This window comes from Dactylosporangium sp. CA-052675, from assembly GCF_050947935.1.
Classification (GTDB): Bacteria; Actinomycetota; Actinomycetes; order Mycobacteriales; family Micromonosporaceae; genus Dactylosporangium.
Genome location: NZ_CP192010.1, coordinates 10248844 through 10266756, shown reverse-complemented (window position 1 = coordinate 10266756; position 17913 = coordinate 10248844). Strand labels below are relative to the sequence as shown.

The window sequence follows — 17913 nt, the reverse complement described above, 5'->3', positions numbered from 1 at the left end:
TGTGCGCTGTCAGTGTGTTCCTGATGACACTCACGCTAGAAGTGCCGCGACGGTTCCGGATCACGGTTTCATGCCACCGTCGCCTACTGGTCACGTTGGGTTGATCGGCTAGCCCCGTGTTCCGCACTTGGGTGGGGTTGGGGTTAGGTCGGTTGGAGTGGGTCGACGTTGAGGAGGTTGAGGAGTTGGGCTGGTAGCGGGGGTGGTTGTGGGATGACGTGGGGGTTGTTGCCGTGGCCGGGGATGATCCGGAGGTGTTGGAGGGCTTCGAAGATGAGTCGGCTGGTGGGCTTGGCTGGCCGGCCGGCGTAGAGACCGTCGAGTTTCTCCGCGGGGGCGATCGCTCGTCGCACGGCGCGTTCGACGAGGCAGAAGATGAGCAGGGCCAGGCAGATGACGGTGATCATCGCGGCGATGCGGCGGTTGTTCTTGACGAACAGGGGCGCGACGGCGAGGGGGCCTTTGAACGCCTGGTAGCGGCGTTCGACGGCTTCCTGGCCTTTGTAGCGGCGCAGGATCTCGGCGGCGTCGGCTTCGGTCGGGTCGAGGTTGCTCAGCAGGGCATACCAGCCGTCGCCGGCGGCGTCGGCGTCGATGGCGGTCTGGTCGAAGGTCCAGGTCAGGGTGGGTTTTCCGTGTTCGTCGGTGCTGATGTGGATGCGCAGGTAGGCGCCGACGCGGCGGTCCCGGGCGATGGCCTGGACGCGGGCGGTGACGGCTGCCTGGTCGGGGTAGTGGCGGCTGCCCAGCCCACGGGTGAGCCGGTCGAGGTCGTCGCGGGCCCGGTCGAGTTTCTTGGCCCGGGCGGTGGCCGCGGCCTGGGCGCGGGCGGAGGAGTGCACGAACACCCGCCGCAGGGTCAGGACGGGGTCGCGTTTGCGGGGGCCGGGCAGGGTCATGACGTCGTCGCGGACGTGCCAGCGGCCCCGCTGGTCGGGGCCCTTGCCGGCGTCGCGGGCGGCGACGTAGTCGACCTCGACCGTGTCGGACAGTTGCTGGGCGGCCAGGACCTCGGCCGGCACGTACTGCTTGGACGCCGGGGCGATGAACGTGACACCCGCCCGGTCCATGGCGGCCAGGTTCGGGTACGAGATCAGCTTCGAGTCGCCGATCATCAACAGCCGGGCCGGGCCGGCCAGGGCCTGCAGCGCCTGCATCGCCGGTATCACCTGGGACACCTCCCCGGCGCCGCCGTCGAAGGCCTGGTGGAACACCGGTACCCCGCCGTCGCCGGACACCGCGATCCCGGTCTGGATCTGTTTGAGGTCCGGGCGGCGGTCCTTCGGGTGGCCGAACCTCGGCAGCGGTAGCCCTTCCTCGGCCTCGGCGTAGGTGCCGTGCAACGAGATCGAGGTCATGTCCCAGTGCATCCGGGTCACGTCGAGACCGAACGCGTCGATCGCCGCCGCCCCGACGGACCCGACAAGGTGGTCAAGATGGTCGGCGAGGGCGTCCAGCGCCCGCCCGACCCGGTCGTCGTTGAGTGCGTCCGCGGGGACCCCGAACACCTCCGGCACCGCCCACGCCGTAGCCCAATCCCGGACATGCAGCAGCGGCGCCGGTGACGTCAATCTGTTAGCTACCAACGCTTCGATCACCTGACCATGAGTGACCTCCACAGTGGACACTTCCCGCATCGGGCACGATGCGTCAACAATCTCCCGCAGCCGCAACCGGCGGCTGAAATCCGCCACCACGGGCAGAGCGCCCAGCATCTTCTCCACACTCGGCGCCCCATACCGAACACGTCGCCTGTCCACAACGAAGGGTGCTACACGCGCCACCGACAGCAATCAACCCGCCACGCCGACCCACCCCGCCCCAAGTGCGGAACACGGGGCTAGCCGGGTGCAGGGGTGGCGGGCGTGTGGCAGGGTGGGACAGTGTCCCTGACCCCCAGCTCTCCGACCAGCGCGCCACTGCCGCTGCACCGGGCGGCGCGCATCGAGGACGCCTTCCACGGCCTCCTGGAGCGGCGGCTGCGTCGGCGGGGCTGGAAGGTTGCCGTCACCGCCTACACGGGCTACGGCTCGGCCGCGACCGAGACCAGGCCGGGCTGGGTGCGGGTCCTCGGCCGGGTGTTGCTGGCCCGCATCGACCCGAGGCCCGGCAAGCGCCTGAAGAAGCTGCGCGGCTGGCGCTCGTTCACCGCCGTGTCGGTCAGCAACGCGCTCGTGCGCATCGAGGTCGGCGGGCGCACCAGCGAGGTGCGCTGCGATCGGGGCGGGTTCATCGACTTCGTGGTCGAGGCCGACCTGCCCGGCGGGTGGGGCACGGTGACGCTGCAGTGCGAGGACAGCGCGCCCGTCGAGGCGCCGATCCGGATCATCGACCCCGTCGCCACCCGCTTCGGGATCGTCTCCGACGTCGACGACACGGTCATGATCACCACGCTGCCGCGGCCGCTGCTGGCCGCGTGGAACACCTTCGTGCTCGATGAGCACGCCCGGGCGTCGGTACCGGGGATGGCGGTGCTGTACGAGCGGCTGGTCAACGCCAACCCGGGCGCGCCCGTCTTCTACCTGTCCACCGGCGCCTGGAACGTGGCGGCGACCCTGACGCGGTTCCTGTCCCGGCACCTCTACCCGGCCGGGCCGCTGCTGCTCACCGACTGGGGGCCCCAGCCGGACCGGTTCTTCCGCAGCGGCCAGGCGCACAAGCAGGCCTCGCTGTCGCGGCTCGCCCAGGAGTTCCCCGACATCCGGTGGCTGCTCGTCGGCGACGACGGCCAGCACGACCCGGAGATCTACGCCGAGTTCGCCGCGGAGCACCCGGACAGCATCGCCGCGGTCGCGATCCGGCACCTCTCGCCCACGCAGGCGGTGCTGGCCGGCGCGTTCCCGGGCGTGGCCGGCAGCCCGCGGCGCTTCCCGCCCAACGACCGGCGCTGGCTGAGCGCCCCGGACGGGGCCGGCCTGTGGCGCCTGCTGCGGGACACCGAGATCCTCTAGTGCTTTCGCGCCGCCGTTGAGCTCATCGGCGCGCCGACCTTCTCGATCAGGTCGTGCAGCACCTGCTCGGCCTGGTCGTGCGGGACCTGGCAGGTGCCGGCGGCGAGGTGGCCGCCGCCGCCGTACTGCAGCATGACCGACCCGATGTCCGTCGGGGACGTGCGGTCCAGGATCGACTTGCCGACCGCGAAGACCGTGTTGAGCTTCTGCTTGCCCCAGATGACGTGGATCGAGACGCGGGCCTCGGGGAAGAGCGCGTACACCATGAAGCGGTTCCCGGCGTAGATCGTCTCCTCGTCGCGCAGGTCGACCACGACCACGTCGCCGTGCACGTGCGACACCCGGCGCAGCTGGTCCACGAAGAGGTCCTGCTGATCCCGGAACAGCTCGGCCCGCTCGGCCACGTCCGGCAGGGCCAGGATCTCCTCGACGTCCTGGTGGTCGATGCACGCGTCGATGAGCTGCATCATGAGCTGGTAGTTGGAGATGCGGAACTGGCGGAAGCGGCCCAGCCCGGTGCGGCTGTCCATCAGGAAGTTCAGCAACGTCCAGCCGGTCGGCTGCAGGATCTCGGTGATGTCGTACTGCGCGGAGTCGGCCCGGTCCACGGCGACCATGAGCTCTTCGGAGACCCGCGGGAAGCGCTCGGCGCCGCCGTAGTGGTCGTAGATCACCCGGGCCGCCGACGGGGCCTCCGCGTCGATGACGTGATTGGTCGCCTGCCCATGCTGGAGTTTGGCCGCTCTGAGCGTCTCGGAGTGATGGTGATCGAAGACCAGGTGGGCGCCGGGGGCGTACGGCAGGTTCGTGAGGATGTCCGTCGGCCCGACCTCCACCGCGCCGTCCTGCACGTCCTTCGGGTGCACGAACGTGATGTCGCCGATGAGGTCGAGGTGCCGCAGCAGGACCGCGCAGACGAGTCCGTCGAAGTCGCTGCGGGTCACGAGACGGTACTTCACTGCTATTCCCCCTGCGACGGAAACGGCCGGTCGACGGGTACCCCATCGGCCGGCCGGTCGCGCGTTTGAGGATTACAGGATCGACAGGTGCACGTGATTCGTGTGGTCACTGGAGGGGTCGCCGGCGACGCCGCTGTAATGGTGCCAGCCCACCGCCGGGGTCCAGATCTCCTTGAACCAGATGACGTACATGACGCCGAGCTGGTTCGCGTTCTTCACGAAGTACGCGGCCAGCGTGCTGCCGTAGACGTAGTCGTCACCGGAGGCCACGCCACCGAATCCGTTCTTCGTCTGGACCGAGAAGTCGCACGCCCGGCCCTTGGGGTGCTCGTAGGGCCCGCTCGGCCGGAAGCACGCGACGAACCGCTTGAAGCCGTCCTTCTGCGCCTCCTGCATCGCGTGGAGCATGCGCGGGGTGATGCAGCCGGTGGTCGTCGGGTCCTTGACGCTGCACGACTCCTTCGGCAGCCCGCCGCTGGACGTGCGCGGCACCGGGTCGGCGGTCGGCAGGTTCGCCGTGACGAAGCCCTTGCTCGGCCCGCCGGCCAGCTTCAGGGCGGTCTCCGCGTCCTTCTTCTTCTGCTCCATCGTCTGGACCTGCTGCTGCTGCGCGGCGACCTCGTCCTCGAGCGCCTTCTTCTGCGCGGCCTGGCTCTCCTTGAGCCCCTTGAGCTCGTGCAGCAGGTTGTCGTTGTGGTGGGCGATCTGGTTGATGGTGTCGGCCCGCTCGGCGAAGCTGTCCGGGGTGCCGGCGTCCATCAGCGCGGCGAACGTCGTCAGCGGGCCGGTGCGGTAGGCCGCGACGGCGATCGCGGCCACCTGCTCCTGGACCGTGGCCAGCTGGGCCTCGGTCGCCTGCAGCTGCGCGGTGAGCTCGCCCTGGCGCTTGACCGAGGCGTCGAACTTCTCCTTCGCCTCGGACCAGGCGCGGGTGCTGTCCTCGAGCACGGAGCCCAGGGTCGGGTTCGCGCTGGACCCCTCGTCGCCGGTGTCGCCGCCGGGCTCGGCCGCGGCGGGCGTGGCGGCGAGCCCCCCGACTACCAGAGCCGCCAGCAGCGCGACCATCATGCGCCGGTAGGGATGTCGCGATGACATCTGGTTCGTTGTTCCTTCCGTCGGCCGCCGACCGAGTTAGCTGACGGGTTCGGGACGGAACGATCCCTACCGCCCCTCCGATCGGAGGAAGGGCGGACTCACCCCAACGTAACGGTGGGTCCCCGGCTCGCCACGTGCGGCGATTGGGCGGCAGCCCCGCCCGGCACCGGGGGCGGCGCCTGCTGGACGTGACCGTGGGTCACTGTACCCAGGGCGCTTCTTTTGCGCACCGCACCGTTTGTGTGGAGATCTTTTCGACCTGGAACAAGTGATGCAGATCACTCGCCGCGCCCGGGCCTCAAGGCAACCGTAAATATTCTTCATAAAAAGATGACGTTCGCTCCTCCGAGCCGCCGCTCCTGGTCATATGGGCTGGTCAATCGGCTGGTTCAGAAGGAGTGATCAACGGTGTCGAGAGTCCGCCTGCTGGCGATGCTCGCCGCGGTGACCATCGCGGGCGGGGTGGTCGCGGTGTTCAACATGCTGCCCGCCTCGGCCGCGTCGTGCAGCCCCGCGTGGCAGGCCTCCGCGGTCTACACCGGAGGCGCGACGGTCTCCCGCAACGGCCACAACTACCTCGCCAAGTGGTGGACGCAGAACGAGGCGCCCCCCGGGAACACCGGGGTGTGGCAGGACCAGGGCTCCTGCGGCGGTGGCGGCGGTTCGCCGACGACCCAGCCGCCCCAGACCGGCTCGGCCGGCGGCTGCAACTTCCCGGCGTGGGTGCAGGGCCGCAACTACGTGACCGGCGACATCGTGAAGTTCACGGACGGCAAGTTCTACATCGCCGAACACGACAACCCCGGCTACAGCCCCGTGATCAGCACCTGGTTCTGGGACCCGTACACCTGCTCGGGCACCGGCGGCGGTGGCGGCGGCGGCACGACTCCGCCCCCCTCCAACGGCTCCTTCGTGGTCAGCGAGGCGCAGTTCAACCAGATGTTCCCGGGCCGGAACTCCTTCTACACCTACTCGGGCCTGGTGGCGGCGCTGTCGGCGTACCCCGGCTTCGCGAGGACCGGCTCGGACGACGTGCGCAAGCAGGAGGCGGCCGCGTTCCTGGCCAACGTGAACCACGAGACCGGCGGCCTGGTGTACGTCGTGGAGCAGAACACCGCGAACTACCCGCACTACTGCGACACGAGCCAGTCCTACGGCTGCCCGGCCGGCCAGTCGGCGTACTACGGCCGCGGCCCGATCCAGCTGTCGTGGAACTTCAACTACAAGGCCGCGGGCGACGCGCTCGGCATCGACCTGCTGCACAACCCGAACCTCGTGCAGACCGATTCGGCCGTCGCCTGGAAGACCGCGCTCTGGTACTGGAACACCCAGAGCGGCCCCGGCACCATGACCCCGCACAACGCGATCGTCAACGGCGCCGGCTTCGGCGAGACGATCCGGAGCATCAACGGCAGCCTGGAGTGCGGCGGCCGCAACCCGGCGCAGGTCCAGAGCCGCGTGGCGGCGTACCAGCGCTTCGTGTCGATCCTGGGCACGGGCACGGGGGCCGGCTCGCTGTCCTGCTGATCGTTTCCCCTCCGAACCCGGCGGCGGCCCTCCCAGGGGTGTGGGGGGCCGCCGGCGGGCGTTTTCGGGCCTGGTCGGCGGGGCTCGGGAAACGCGCGCGGTGTCGAGGGGGCGGGCAGGGTACCCTGTTGGGCGCGGGCTGCTAGCTCAATGGCAGAGCTGCGGACTTTTAATCCGTAGGTTCAGGGTTCGAGTCCCTGGCGGCCCACTGGACGTCGAGGTCAGAGCCGGTGCCGATGGCGCCGGCTTCACCGTTTCGGACCGCATACAGCTGCAAAGTACAGCAGCGGGGGTCTCAGCTACGGATGTAGGTCTGCCAGCCGTCGCAGCAAGAGGTTGGTGTGTTGCTCCATCAGCCCTGCACGGTCGGCACTGAGCTGGTCGAAGTCTCCGTGTGCAGCCAGGTTCCGCACACCACCTAGCGCCTCGATGTCCTTGACGTCTTGCACTGTGAGGATGCCGGCTTGGCGAAGGGCGCCGCTCAGAACGCTTATCGTGGCCTTTGGCGGTCGCGCCACATTTCGTGCATCGGCTAGAGCCCGAAGAGCGATCTCTAGCGCCGCGCCGCAGAGCACAATCGCTGCGGCCGGGTGATTGTCTCTATCCTCATTCAACCGGCGGACCTGACTCATCACGTCGGTGCTAACTACCCCGGCCTCTGCCCACTCACGGGTGCCGACGATTTCGATGACCCCTGCATCTACTTGGTCTGCCCACGCGTGCAACAGTTCACCGATGGCGCGTGCGCCTGTTTCGCTTGAGACGTTGCCGCCCTTGCTCTGGAAGATGTCGAACGCACGTCGGGTCCAATAACTGTCCTCGCCCGCGTAGCGTCGAAGGAACTCCAGGACACTTGTCGCCCGTGCTTCGATTCGATGGAGCGCAGCGTTGTCATCGGCTTGCCAGTAGCCGCCCGTGTACGCACCGTCTCGCGCGACCCACTTCATGTCCTGGGACAACCTCTTAGCTAGAAGATCGGCGTAGGCCAGGATCTGCGTTTGGTCGCGCATCATCTTCCCCCTCTTGGAATGACCGGCGAATCGTACGTCCTGGTGGGGGTGTCCGCTAGGAATTAGCCCCCGAAGGAGAAGCCGGATGGATCCATGCGCGCCTTGAGACCCACTTGGGTTAGGCAAGGCTTGCAGACAGTCGCCTAAGGGCATCGCGGGTCTTCTTGGAGGAGACGTTCGTGTAGACCTCCATCGTGATCGAGAACTTGGCGTGCCGCAGAATCTGCATTGCCACCCGCGGATGGACATCCAGGTCTGCCAGCAGAGAACCGCAAGTGCGGCGGGCGTCCCGGACCGTGATGCGGGGGACGCCGGCCGCGTAGCAGCGCCGGTCCCAGTACCGGTTGAAGTTCCTCGGCTCAATCGGCGTGCCGAACCGGGTTGTGAACAGCAGGCGCAGCCCGTGCCACAGATCGCCAGCCTCCGTGCTGTCCCGCTCCACGTCAAGGTGGCGTTGCCGAACGGCCACCGCACAGATCGGTGGCAGCGGAAGCCTGGCGTCGGACGTAATGGTCTTCGTCTCCCGGTGCAGCAGCTCCGAACCGATCCGCTGGAGTTGCCGATCGATTCGGAGCGCAACGTCGTACTCCGCCACGCACTCAACACAGAACGCCGCCCGGTGCGCCTTGCAGCGCCGGTCCCAGCCGGCGCAGTCGATCGCGTCGTCGGTGAGGCCCAGCATCTCGCCCTTGCGGAGCCCGAGCACGAGGACCAGGACGTAGGCGGCGTACAGCGGATCTCCGTCTGCCCGCGCCGACTCCAGAAACCGACGTGCCTCGTCCGTGCTCCACGAGCTCCGCCGGACCGGCCGCGCCGCCCGGGAGCCGCAGGTGCTTCGCCACGTTTCGAGTTGCCGAATCCTCGACCATCGCCTGTCCGAGCATCGATCGCAGCGTCCGCCGGATGTGCGCGAGCGACACCGGCGACAACAACGACCGGCAGCATCGGCCAACCGCGCAGCAGCGCCGCTTGTTCTTCGGCCGACGGGCGTCGCGCCCCTGTGCGCAGCACTGGCAGGTCCGAGCGACCTCGTTGATCCACGTCTGCACGTCCCGCGACGGCACGTTGAGCTTCTTTCTGCCGAGACCCGGAACGATGTACAGCCGACACGCCACCTCGTACGCCACGTACGTGCCCGGCGCGAGATTGGGCTTGACGATCTCCTCCAACCAGTACGCCGCGTACGAGCCGATCGTGGGCGTCTTCGTCGCCACCGGGCCGTCGTTCGCCTTGGCGTGCAACTTGATCCACTTCTCGTGGACGTCGTCCCGCGTCTTGCCGTACACGTACTTCCGGCCGCGCTTGCCGTCCGGCTTGGTCACCCAGACGTAGGCGGCGAAACCATTCCGGTACGGGTAGATCGAGCCCTCTCCATTAGCCCGCGCGCGACTCGCCATCAGGCCGCCTCCTGCCGCTCGATCTGGTCCCGGATGTACTCGTCCACCCACTCGGGCAGAATCCGGCGGTACTTGCCGTCCTTGACCGATCGCGGCTCGCCTGTCGCGATCTTCATCTTCACCTTCGAGATGCCGAACCCGAGCAACAGCGCCACCTGCGCCGGCGACAGCCACTTGGGTGCGAATGCCGATGACCGTTCACTCGTGCTGCGATTCCTCCCCCGTCGTCGCCAGTTGCCGAAAGAACCGTCGTGCTGTCGTACTGGGCCGCGCGGTCCCGGGCGGCGTTGAGCGCGTTGCGCCACTGGATGCGCTGGGCCAGCGCGCGCAGCAGTCGGTGCCGCATAGGCGGTAGGTCCGGATCGTTGGGCCGCGCGAGCTCCCACGCGACGGGCGCCAGCGACTCGGGGTCGGCGGCGGTGTCGCCGTCGGAGACGCCAAGGAGCGCTTGGACCCAAGCGCGGGCGTCGTAGCGGTGATCGGCCAGAGTCTTGCCCGACCAGTCGCGCGAGACGGGAATGCGCCGGCCACCTATCCCGAGCGTGGAGCGCTGGTGTACTCGCCCTTTGCAGTTGCCGGGCCGGAGCCGAGCGTGCGCGTTCTTCGGCTGGATGCCGTAGAGCAGCCAGTTCGCGCACCGCTCCGAGCACGGCGTCACCAGCAGCTCACGCCAGAACCGTTCCAGATGGTCGCGCTGCCGGTCGGTGGTCACGGTGTGGCAGTCGGCAGCCGACTTGGTGATGTACTTCGTGATGTAGCCGATGGTCCGGTCGACGTCCCGATCGTTGGCGTTGACGCCCTCGGCGCGGACCTGGGCGCCGAACCGGGTGACGTGGGCCGGCTCGTCGTCGATCGCGTCGACTGCGGTGTCCCAGTCGATCAGCGGGTTGCCGGTGGCGCTGTCGCACCAGGTTTCGGCGTCGGCGTCCCAGACCGGTCGGCAGGACAGTTCCTCGGCTTTCGGCCACCACACTTGGTGGTAGGTCGCGGCCACGACCTGTCGAAGCACCGCGCGGGGGATGGTGCCGCGAATGGCGAAGTGGGCGTGCGGGGCGAGCCGCCGCTGCGGTTCCACGCATCCGGCGTATTGGACGTTCCAGCCGACGCAGCGGCGCAGGTTCTGCCAGAACCGATCGAGCAGCCGCGGGAAGGTGATCGCGTCCCAGGCCGCCCGGCGGTAGTCGTAGGTGGTCGGGTCGACCGGGGAGCCGTCCGGTCGTACGGGGCCGTATGAGTCCAGGGTTACGGTCAGCCACATCGAGGGCCGGTACTCGGTGCCGTCCGGGGCGGTGTAGGTCCGGCCGATGGTGGCGGATCGACCCTCTGGCGCGGTAGGTCCGGGGCGCCCTGGCGCCGCTTCGTGGAGCGCTGCCGCTTCGGCTCGGTGGGCTTGTCGTGGGGAGGGGCGACGCTGCCCCGCAGACCCTCGGCCGCGACCGCTTCCTCCACCTCGCGGATGGCGCCGTCGACCTCCCCGACCTACGACGGGTATGCGGAGGGGCTAGCGGGGAGCGCTACTCGTAGTGGTAGCGGCACTGGGCAATCTGCACCACGTCGTCGACGATTCGGTACACGAGGCGGTGTTCCTGGTCGATGCGACGGGACCAGAATCCGGCCCAGTTGCCGCGCAGCTGCTCTGGCTTGCCGATGCCCTCGTGGCCGTTGCGGCGGATGTCCTCGATCAGCTGGTTGACCCGGCGGAGCATTTGGCGGTTCTGCTGCCAGCTCAGGTAATCCTCCCAGCCGCGGGAGGCGAACTGGATCTTCACGCCGCTTCCGTGCTGCTGTCTGGGTCGACCAGGTCACGGACCTCGCCGCCGCCCGCGCGCAGCTCCTCGATCGCCTCATTGAGGCGGCGGGCGTTGGCAGGACTGGCCATCAGGTAGGCCGTCTCCTTCAAGGACTCGTACTCGCGGAGGGAGATGATAACCGCGGCCTCGTGGCCGGAGCGGGTAACCACGACTTCCTCTGCATCGTCGACGACCTGGTCCAGGACTTTGGCGAGGTTCTGCCGAACCTCCGAATAGCTGACAGTACGCATCGGTCCCCCTTGGCGCTGACGTACAGAAAATTGTACAACGCCGGTGACCTCGTGGGCAGCCATGTGCGCGGCTCCAAAGTGCAGCAGCAAAGTACAGCAACCGATCACACCGAGCCGGACCCGTCCAAGTTGGAACCGTTGTGCGGCAACGAATCCGGCTTCACGGAACCCCGCTGCCCTGACTCCGTAGGTTCAGGTTCGAGTCTCTGGCGGCCCACCAGGCATCATTTGACATCATCAATTGCATTCCATGGGTTTTTGTCCGTTTGGGCCGCAGGTGTTGCTCGGCGGCTGCTCGCGCCGTGATGTTTGCGCAGTTCCCGACGCTTCGGCGGGGTGTGCGTGACTCGCGAAAAGGTGTGAGTCACGTTGGCTGCCGCGGCGGTGGCTGAGTCCAGCGGTCCGTGCCGGATCTGTCCGTACATGCGCCCTGGGACGCCGGGCTTGCAGTTGGTCTTGCAGAATGCCGCTGTGCAGAAGCTTCTCTCCGCCGGGCTCGCGGCGACGGTCGGCGCCGCCACCGCATTGGTTGTCGTCGTCGCCCCGGCGGCCGCCGCGGCGGGCTCCAGGCAGGTCGTCTACGTCGGCGGTTCCGGCTCCGGCCTCGCGACGGTGGTCGACGCCGCGACCGGCAAGGACATCAACACGATCGGCGACACGGGCGGTGCGCCGCAGCCCTTCAGCGTCGGCCGAATCGCCGTCGACCCGGGCAGGGGTCTGGCCTATGTCGCCAACAACACGTCGGGGCTCAACGTGGTCGACGTCGCCCGGAGCAGGATCATCACCACCGTCCCCCGGGTCGGCAGCGGCGACCTGAGCGTCGCGCTCACGCCGGGCGGCGACCGCGCCTATATTGCCGACGACTCGGACAAGTCCCTGGCCGTCGTCGACGTCACCGGCTACAAGGTGATCGCCAGCGTCGTGGTGGGCCAGAACCCCAAGGACGTCGCGGTTGCCCCGGACGGCAGGCACGCCTACGTCGTCGCCGCTGAGACCTATACGAACCCGCACGGCAACGTGGCCGTGGTCGACACCGCGACGAACACGGTCACCGCGACCATCCAGGTCGGCAGCCAGTCGAGGGCGATCGCCGTCACGCCGGACGGCAAGCACGCGTATGTCGCGAATCTCGGCGACAACACCGTTTCGGTCCTCGACCTCGCGACGAACGCGGTCACCGCCACCATAGCCGTCGGCGCCCGGCCGCTGGACGTGGCGATGGCGCCGGACGGTGCGCGAGCCTACGTCAGCAGTTACGAGGCGAACTCGGTCGCCGTCATCGACACGGCCACCAACGCGGTGGCGGCGACGGTGCCGGTCGGCGCGCACGCCCACACGGTCGCCGTCGCGCCGGACGGCCGGCGGGCGTTCATCGCCGCCGACGACGGCACGTCCGGCTTGATGGTGCCGTTCGACCCGGCCACCGGCGCGACGGGACCGGCCGTCAAGATCGACCGCATTCCCGCGCGAGCGGTCTTCGTCGACGTCGCCGCCCCGGCGGGGCCGGCGGCGGACTTCACCGTCACGCCCATCGACGGAGCGCCCAACACGTTCGAGCTCGATCCGGGCGTCTCCCGCGCCGGGCTGGCCCGCCTCACCTCCTTCACGCTGGACACCGGCGACGGCACGACCATCACCTCCTCCACGCGCGTGCGGCACACCTACCGGGCGGTCGGCACGTACACGGTCACGCTGACCGTCGCCGACGCCGACGGGCGGACCGCCGTCGTCGGCAAACAGGTCCAGGCGCAGACCTCGACCCGGAAGCTGTCGCTGCTGGCGCTGAGCAGCCTGCGGTACGTCAGTGCGGAGGCCCGCGGCGGCAAGCCGTTGGTCGCCAACCGCACCGCGGCCGGCGAATGGGAGCAGTTCGACATGGTCGACCTCGGTGGCGGGGACGTCGCGCTGCACTCCGCGGTCACCGGTCTGTTCGTGGCTCCCGCGACCATCGACGGGAAGCTGATGGCGACGGCCGACCAGGCGCACCCGTTCCAGCTCGTGGTCGGGACCGACGGCGCGCTCAGCCTCCGGGACAGATCGAGCGGGAAGTTCGTGAGCTCGAACTACGACGGGGTGCTCACGACGGACCGCGACGCGATCGGGCCGTGGGAGCGGTTCGCCGGAACGGTCGCCACGAACGTGTCGTGGTCGTCGGTGGTCAGGGGCTTCGTCTGTGCCGAGAACGGCGGCCGCGGCGCACTGATCGCGAATCGCACGCAGGTCGGCTCATGGGAGACGTACGACCTCATCGACGCCGGCAGCGGGCAGGTCGCGTTCTTTGCCCACGCCGACTACCGCTTCGTCACCGCTGAGGCGGCCGGCAATCAGCCGCTGATCGCCAACCGTACTGCGATCGGGGCGTGGGAGAAGTTCAAGATCGTCGTCAACCCGGAGGACGGCACGCGGTCGCTGGTGGCGAGCGTGAACGGCAAGTACGTCACCGCGGAGGCCGGCGGCATGCAGCCGCTCATTGCCAACCGGACCGCGGTCGGCCCATGGGAGAAGTTTCAGGGCCTGCCCTCCTGAGAGGACTCGACGGGGCTGGCCGATGCGTCGGCGTGATCGACCTCGGTGGCGGGGACGTCGCGCCGCATTTCGGGCGGCGTCGGGGAGCAATCGGCGCATTGGATGGCACCGTTCGTCCGATGTGCTCACCCCGTCGTCGTTCTTTCGGCCATTCCCGCCTCGGGTGTCCCGGCGATCGGCGTTCGGAATCGGTGGTGTTGGGTTCCCCGGGGTCACGCGGTTTCGTATTCGTGCGTACATTCTCGGGCATGCCGTTACGATTCCCGGTGTCCAGGCTGGCCGCGGCCACGTTTCTCGTCGCCTGCGGCCTGCTGCCGCTCGGGTTGGTGGGCGCCTCGGCGCAGTCGTCGGATGACGGTGGCGGATACGCTCACGCCGGGAGTCCGCCGGGTGTGCGCGCGAACGCCGTCACCGGCGCGGCCGCGGCCGTGACCACGGTGCCTTCGGGCTATTCGCAGCTGGGTATCGACGTTTCCAGCCATGACCATTCCGTGCATCAGATCGACTGGCCCGGGGTGGCCGCGGGCGGTGTCCGGTTCGCCTATGTGAAGGCGACGGAGGGCACGTACTACACGAATCCGTACTTTCATGCCGATTACACGTCCGCGAAGGGGGCCGGCATTCTCACCGGCGCCTACGCGTTCGCCCGGCCGGATCTGGGTGATCCGGTGGGGCAGGCGAACTATTTCCTCGACCGTGCGGAGTGGGTCAATAACTCTCAGACGCTGGTGCCGTTCCTGGACCTGGAGTGGCCGTATCCGTCGCTCAAGCTTCCGGATTGCTGGAACCTGACGCCGGAGGCGATGGTCGCGTGGATTCGTGGCTTCACCGACCGGGTGAAGGCTCGTATCGGCCGGGACATGATGATCTACACGAACCCGAACTGGTGGAACCCGTGCACGGGCAACTCCACCGAGTTCGGCGCCAACCCCCTCGATGTGGCCGACTTCGGGTCCACGACGGGGCCGCGGGTGATGCCCAGCGGCTGGACGTCGTACGCGATCTGGCAGTACGCGGGCGGGAACAACTCGGCCGGGACGTATGACCGCAACGTGGTCAACGGCGACTATGCGGCCCTGACCAAGCTCGCCGGGGACGTGCCGGCGGAAGGGCCGCCGGTGGAGTTGCGGGCGAACGCGAACGGCCGGTACGTCAGCACCGACCTCACCCGCTCGGCCACGCTGGCCGCGAGCCGTGACGCGATCGGGCTGTGGGAGCGGTACGACGTGCTGAGCGCCGGCAACGGTGACATCGCGCTGCGCTCGCGCTCCAACGGGCTGTACGTGACCGCGGACCTCACCAACGGGGGCCGGCTGGTCGCCAACCGCAGCGCGGTCGGGGCGTGGGAGAAGTTCACGGTCGGCGACAACGCCGACGGCACGATCAGCCTGTTCGCGGGGGCCAACGGCAGGTACGTGACCGCCGACCTGAACAACGGCGGCCAGCTGGTGGCGAACCGGTCGGCGGTCGGCGCGTGGGAGAAGTTCACCAAGGTCCCGCTGCCGGCGCTGGTCAGCCTCCGCGCGAACGTCAACGGCAAGATCGTCACCGCGGATCTCAACAACAAGGCCACGATGACCGGGAACCGGGACGCGGTGGGGGCCTGGGAGCAGTACGACGTCATCGACCTCGGCGACGGCGACGTGGCGCTGCGCGCGCACGCGAACTCGGCGTACGTGACGGCCGAGCTGACCAAGGGCGGGCTGCTGGTGGCGAACCGCGCGGTGGTCGGCGCGTGGGAGCGGTTCAAGCTGGTCACCAACCCCGACGGCAGCACGAGCATCCTGGCCGGGGCCAACGGCACGTACGTCACGGCGGACATGAACAACGGCGGCAAGCTCACCGCGAACCGCACCGCGATCGGCGACTGGGAGAAGTTCACCAAGATCGGCTGATGCCCCGCTCATCGGAAAAGGGGGCCCGGCGGCCCCCTTTTCCGCGTCTGCGCCGCCCAGGACCCGGAGGTCTCGCACCGGGGCCAGGGCTCTCGGAGCTCGACAGCTATGCGGAGATGTCGCTCCAGGGCTGCCAGCCGCCGGCGTAGTAGCTGACGTTGCCGTGGAAATCCGCGGTGCGGGTGTACAGCTCGGTCGTGCCGAATTTGGCGTTGTAGACGACCGAGGGAGCGACTGCGGTGCTGCCGCCGAGTTGGTTCCAGCCCGACCAGGCGCCGAGGTAGTAGACGTATTCGACCTGGGACGACGCTGTGCGGACGTAGGCCTCCGTGGTGCCGCTCTTCGGGTTGTAGACGAGCCCGGGGCTGTCGTTCAGCGCGCCGCCCAGATCGATCCAGCCGGCCCAGCCGCCGAGGTAGTAGCGGTAGGCGAGCGTGTCGTTCGTGGTTCGCGCGTACACCTCGGTCGTGCCGTACTTCGGGTTGAAGATGACCTGTGGATTGCCCGTGACGGCGCCCTGCAGATCGATCCAGTCGGCCCATCCGTCGAGGTAGTAGCGATACCGCACATGCCCGTCGACGCCGCGGACGTACGCCTCCGTGGTGCCGTACTTCGGGTTGTACAGCAGCGCCGGATCGCTCGCGGCGCCGCCGCCCAGGTCGTACCACTCCGACCAGCCGTTGGAGAAGTAGCGGTACTTCAGGTGCCCGTCCGTGGTCCGCGCGTAGACCTCGGTGGTGCCGAATCGCGGGTTGTACAGCGCCGCCGGTGAGCCGACGATGTCGCCGCCCAGATCGATCCAGTCCGCCCAGCCGCTGGAGTAGTACCGGTACGCGACGTGGCCGTTGGACAGGCGCGTGTAGACCTCGGTGGTACCGAATCGCGGGTTGTACAGCGGCGCCGGATCGTCCGTGCTGTCGCCGCCGAGATCGGTCCACCCCGTCCATTCGTCGGTCCAGGTTGCGTAGGCGATGTGATTGGAGTCCTTCGCTCTCGCGTACGCCTCCGAGGTGCCGAAGCGAGGGTTGTACAGGCCCTTGACCCGCGAGCCGAGCAGCGGCGGGTCCTCCTGACGCACGAAGAGCAGGCGGTTCGGGCTGCCCGGGCCGGGATTCTTCACCGCGCCGACGGTGGAGCTCTGCAGGAGCGCTTGGCGGACCTGATCCGGGCTGTAGCCCGGGTGCGCCTCGAGAATCATCGCCGCGGCCCCGGCGACATGCGGCGCGGCCATCGCCGTGCCGTCTCTGGAGCCGGTGGTGAAATTGATCCAGACGCCGGGGGCGAACATCGTGACGCACGGCCCGTAATCCGCCCAGGCGGGCCGGTTGTCGTACACATCCGAGGCCCCGACAACCAGTGCCGTCCGCACGCTGCTGGGCGAGTGGTAACAGGCATTGCCGCCCGGATCGTATTCGTAGTCGTCGTCGGCGCCGACCGTCCAGGTGATGCCGGCCTCGATCGAGTACCGCAGGGCATTGTCGATCGACGGGCTGATGATGTCGCCGCCGATACCGAAGTTCGCTACCGCGGGCTTCACCGCGTAGTACGTGACGTAGTCGATGCCGGCGACGATCTCCGAGATGAAGCCGGCGCCGTAACAGTCGGCCACGCGCACGGCGGTGATCTGTACGTTCTTGGCCACGCCGTACTGCGCGCCGCCGAGCACACCGGCGGCGAACGTCCCTCGCCCCTCGCAGTCGTTCAGGACGCTGGGGTCGTTGCTGTTGTTGCCGCTCTGGTTGCGGCCGTACGGGTCGAACGGCCGCGCCACCCGGTCGACGAAATTGCGCCCCCACGTGACGCGGCCGCCGAAGTCCCAGTTGTACTTGTCGACGCCGGAGTCCACGACATAGGCATGCACCGACGGCGCCTGGTTCGGATAGGTGTAGGAATAGCTCGAACCCGCCCGCTGGTCGATGCGGTCCAGGTTCCAGTACAGCGGGTACGGCTGCGTGCCCTCCGCCCGGGCGTCCTGGCCGCCGGGCCGTTCCTTCGGGCCGAACCGGACGTCACGTTCGACCGATTCCACCGATGCGTCGCCGGCCAGCCGCTTGGCCTGTTCGTCCCCGAGACCCGAGACCGAGAAGCCCTGCAGGGCGCTGCTGTACCGCATGCCGACCGTGCCGCCGTACCGGCTGGCCAGCGAGTCGGCCGCGGCGCTGACCGCGGCCTTGCGCTGGACCGGATTCCGGCTCTGCGCCTGGAAGCCGGCACGTTTCAACGTGACGACGTATGAACCCTCGATGCCGTCACCGGCCGCGCCGAGGATGCTGCCCTCGGCCGGCGATGCGAGCATGACGCCACCGGCGGCCGCGACCAGTACCAGCGCGGTCCAGCGGCCCGTCTCCCGAAGCAACGCTGCTCTCCTCCCGACGAAGGACCGGGCCGCAGCGCGAGCGGCGACCAAGATCCAAACGGGGGAGCCTTCATCGTAGCGAAGCGAAACCGGCGGCAACGACGAACGCGGGAGAACCGCCGATGTCGATTGCACTGTCCGATGCACTGCCCGACC

12 protein-coding genes, 1 tRNA gene, 1 pseudogene and 1 riboswitch are annotated in these 17913 nt (G+C 68.6%); of the genes and pseudogenes, 5 read left to right on the top strand and 9 right to left on the bottom strand.

Translation table 11 applies throughout. The annotated features are described in order from the left end of the window. Positions 1-143: 143 nt before the first annotated feature. Positions 144-1715, bottom strand: a complete 1572-nt coding sequence (locus ACQP1P_RS46220) for an IS1634 family transposase (RefSeq protein WP_433090421.1) — start codon at positions 1713-1715, stop codon at positions 144-146. Positions 1716-1889: 174 nt separating this feature from the next. Here ACQP1P_RS46220 and ACQP1P_RS46215 point away from each other — a divergent pair, with 174 nt between their 5' ends. Further along, on the top strand, positions 1890-2951 hold the full coding sequence (locus ACQP1P_RS46215) for an App1 family protein (protein WP_433090419.1): 1062 nt from the start codon (positions 1890-1892) through the stop codon (positions 2949-2951). Here ACQP1P_RS46215 and ACQP1P_RS46210 read toward each other — a convergent pair. Both ACQP1P_RS46210 and ACQP1P_RS46205 read right to left on the bottom strand, forming a co-directional pair. Continuing rightward, positions 2948-3910, bottom strand: a complete 963-nt coding sequence (locus tag ACQP1P_RS46210) for an exopolyphosphatase (RefSeq protein WP_433081486.1) — start codon at positions 3908-3910, stop codon at positions 2948-2950. The two genes, ACQP1P_RS46215 and ACQP1P_RS46210, sit on opposite strands and share 4 nt — an antisense overlap. Positions 3911-3982: 72 nt before the next feature. Then, positions 3983-5005, bottom strand: a complete 1023-nt coding sequence (locus tag ACQP1P_RS46205) for a coiled-coil domain-containing protein (RefSeq protein WP_433081484.1) — start codon at positions 5003-5005, stop codon at positions 3983-3985. A 9-nt stretch (positions 5006-5014) separates the two neighbouring features. Next, positions 5015-5165, bottom strand: a riboswitch (cyclic di-AMP (ydaO/yuaA leader). Between the two features lie 248 nt (positions 5166-5413). Between ACQP1P_RS46205 and ACQP1P_RS46200 the strand changes: the two genes are divergently transcribed. Next, complete coding sequence (locus ACQP1P_RS46200) at positions 5414-6532, top strand: glycoside hydrolase family 19 protein (RefSeq protein ID WP_433081482.1); 1119 nt, start codon at positions 5414-5416, stop codon at positions 6530-6532. A 136-nt stretch (positions 6533-6668) separates the two neighbouring features. Next, positions 6669-6740: transfer RNA gene (locus ACQP1P_RS46195), tRNA-Lys, on the top strand. 91 nt (positions 6741-6831) lie between these two features. Here ACQP1P_RS46195 and ACQP1P_RS46190 read toward each other — a convergent pair. The 5 genes and pseudogenes from ACQP1P_RS46190 to ACQP1P_RS46170 form a co-directional block, all read right to left on the bottom strand. Next, positions 6832-7545, bottom strand: a complete 714-nt coding sequence (locus ACQP1P_RS46190; RefSeq protein ID WP_433081480.1) for a hypothetical protein — start codon at positions 7543-7545, stop codon at positions 6832-6834. A 115-nt stretch (positions 7546-7660) separates the two neighbouring features. After that, positions 7661-8939: pseudogene (locus ACQP1P_RS46185) on the bottom strand (tyrosine-type recombinase/integrase). 118 nt (positions 8940-9057) lie between these two features. Then, on the bottom strand, positions 9058-10431 hold the full coding sequence (locus tag ACQP1P_RS46180; RefSeq protein WP_433090417.1) for a replication initiator: 1374 nt from the start codon (positions 10429-10431) through the stop codon (positions 9058-9060). 22 nt (positions 10432-10453) lie between these two features. Beyond that, positions 10454-10708: a Txe/YoeB family addiction module toxin gene (locus ACQP1P_RS46175; RefSeq protein ID WP_433081478.1), complete on the bottom strand. Its 255-nt coding sequence runs from the start codon at positions 10706-10708 to the stop codon at positions 10454-10456. Further along, positions 10705-10980 (bottom strand): type II toxin-antitoxin system Phd/YefM family antitoxin, encoded by a 276-nt coding sequence (locus ACQP1P_RS46170; RefSeq protein WP_433081476.1) that lies wholly within the window; start codon positions 10978-10980, stop codon positions 10705-10707. The genes ACQP1P_RS46175 and ACQP1P_RS46170 overlap by 4 nt, the downstream gene beginning before the upstream one ends. Positions 10981-11451: 471 nt before the next feature. Here ACQP1P_RS46170 and ACQP1P_RS46165 point away from each other — a divergent pair, with 471 nt between their 5' ends. Next, the gene (locus tag ACQP1P_RS46165) at positions 11452-13506 is read left to right on the top strand and encodes a PKD domain-containing protein (protein WP_433081474.1); all 2055 of its coding nucleotides are present in this window, start codon (positions 11452-11454) and stop codon (positions 13504-13506) included. Positions 13507-13997: 491 nt separating this feature from the next. Continuing rightward, entirely contained in the window at positions 13998-15401 is a 1404-nt protein-coding gene (locus ACQP1P_RS46160) for a GH25 family lysozyme (protein WP_433081472.1), read from the top strand. 106 nt (positions 15402-15507) lie between these two features. On the opposite strand, the gene ACQP1P_RS46155 is transcribed toward ACQP1P_RS46160, so the two are convergent. Next, positions 15508-17757, bottom strand: a complete 2250-nt coding sequence (locus ACQP1P_RS46155) for a S8 family serine peptidase (protein WP_433081470.1) — start codon at positions 17755-17757, stop codon at positions 15508-15510. Between the last annotated feature and the right edge of the window lie 156 nt (positions 17758-17913).

What these genes read in the sequence shown, in the direction of transcription:
- ACQP1P_RS46220 (WP_433090421.1), bottom strand. Translation starts at nt 1,715, where the DNA reads ATGCTGGGCGCTCTGCCCGTGGTGGCGGATTTCAGCCGCCGGTTGCGG.
- ACQP1P_RS46205 (WP_433081484.1), bottom strand. Translation starts at nt 5,005, where the DNA reads ATGTCATCGCGACATCCCTACCGGCGCATGATGGTCGCGCTGCTGGCG.
- ACQP1P_RS46190 (WP_433081480.1), bottom strand. Translation starts at nt 7,545, where the DNA reads ATGATGCGCGACCAAACGCAGATCCTGGCCTACGCCGATCTTCTAGCT.
- ACQP1P_RS46170 (WP_433081476.1), bottom strand. Translation starts at nt 10,980, where the DNA reads ATGCGTACTGTCAGCTATTCGGAGGTTCGGCAGAACCTCGCCAAAGTC.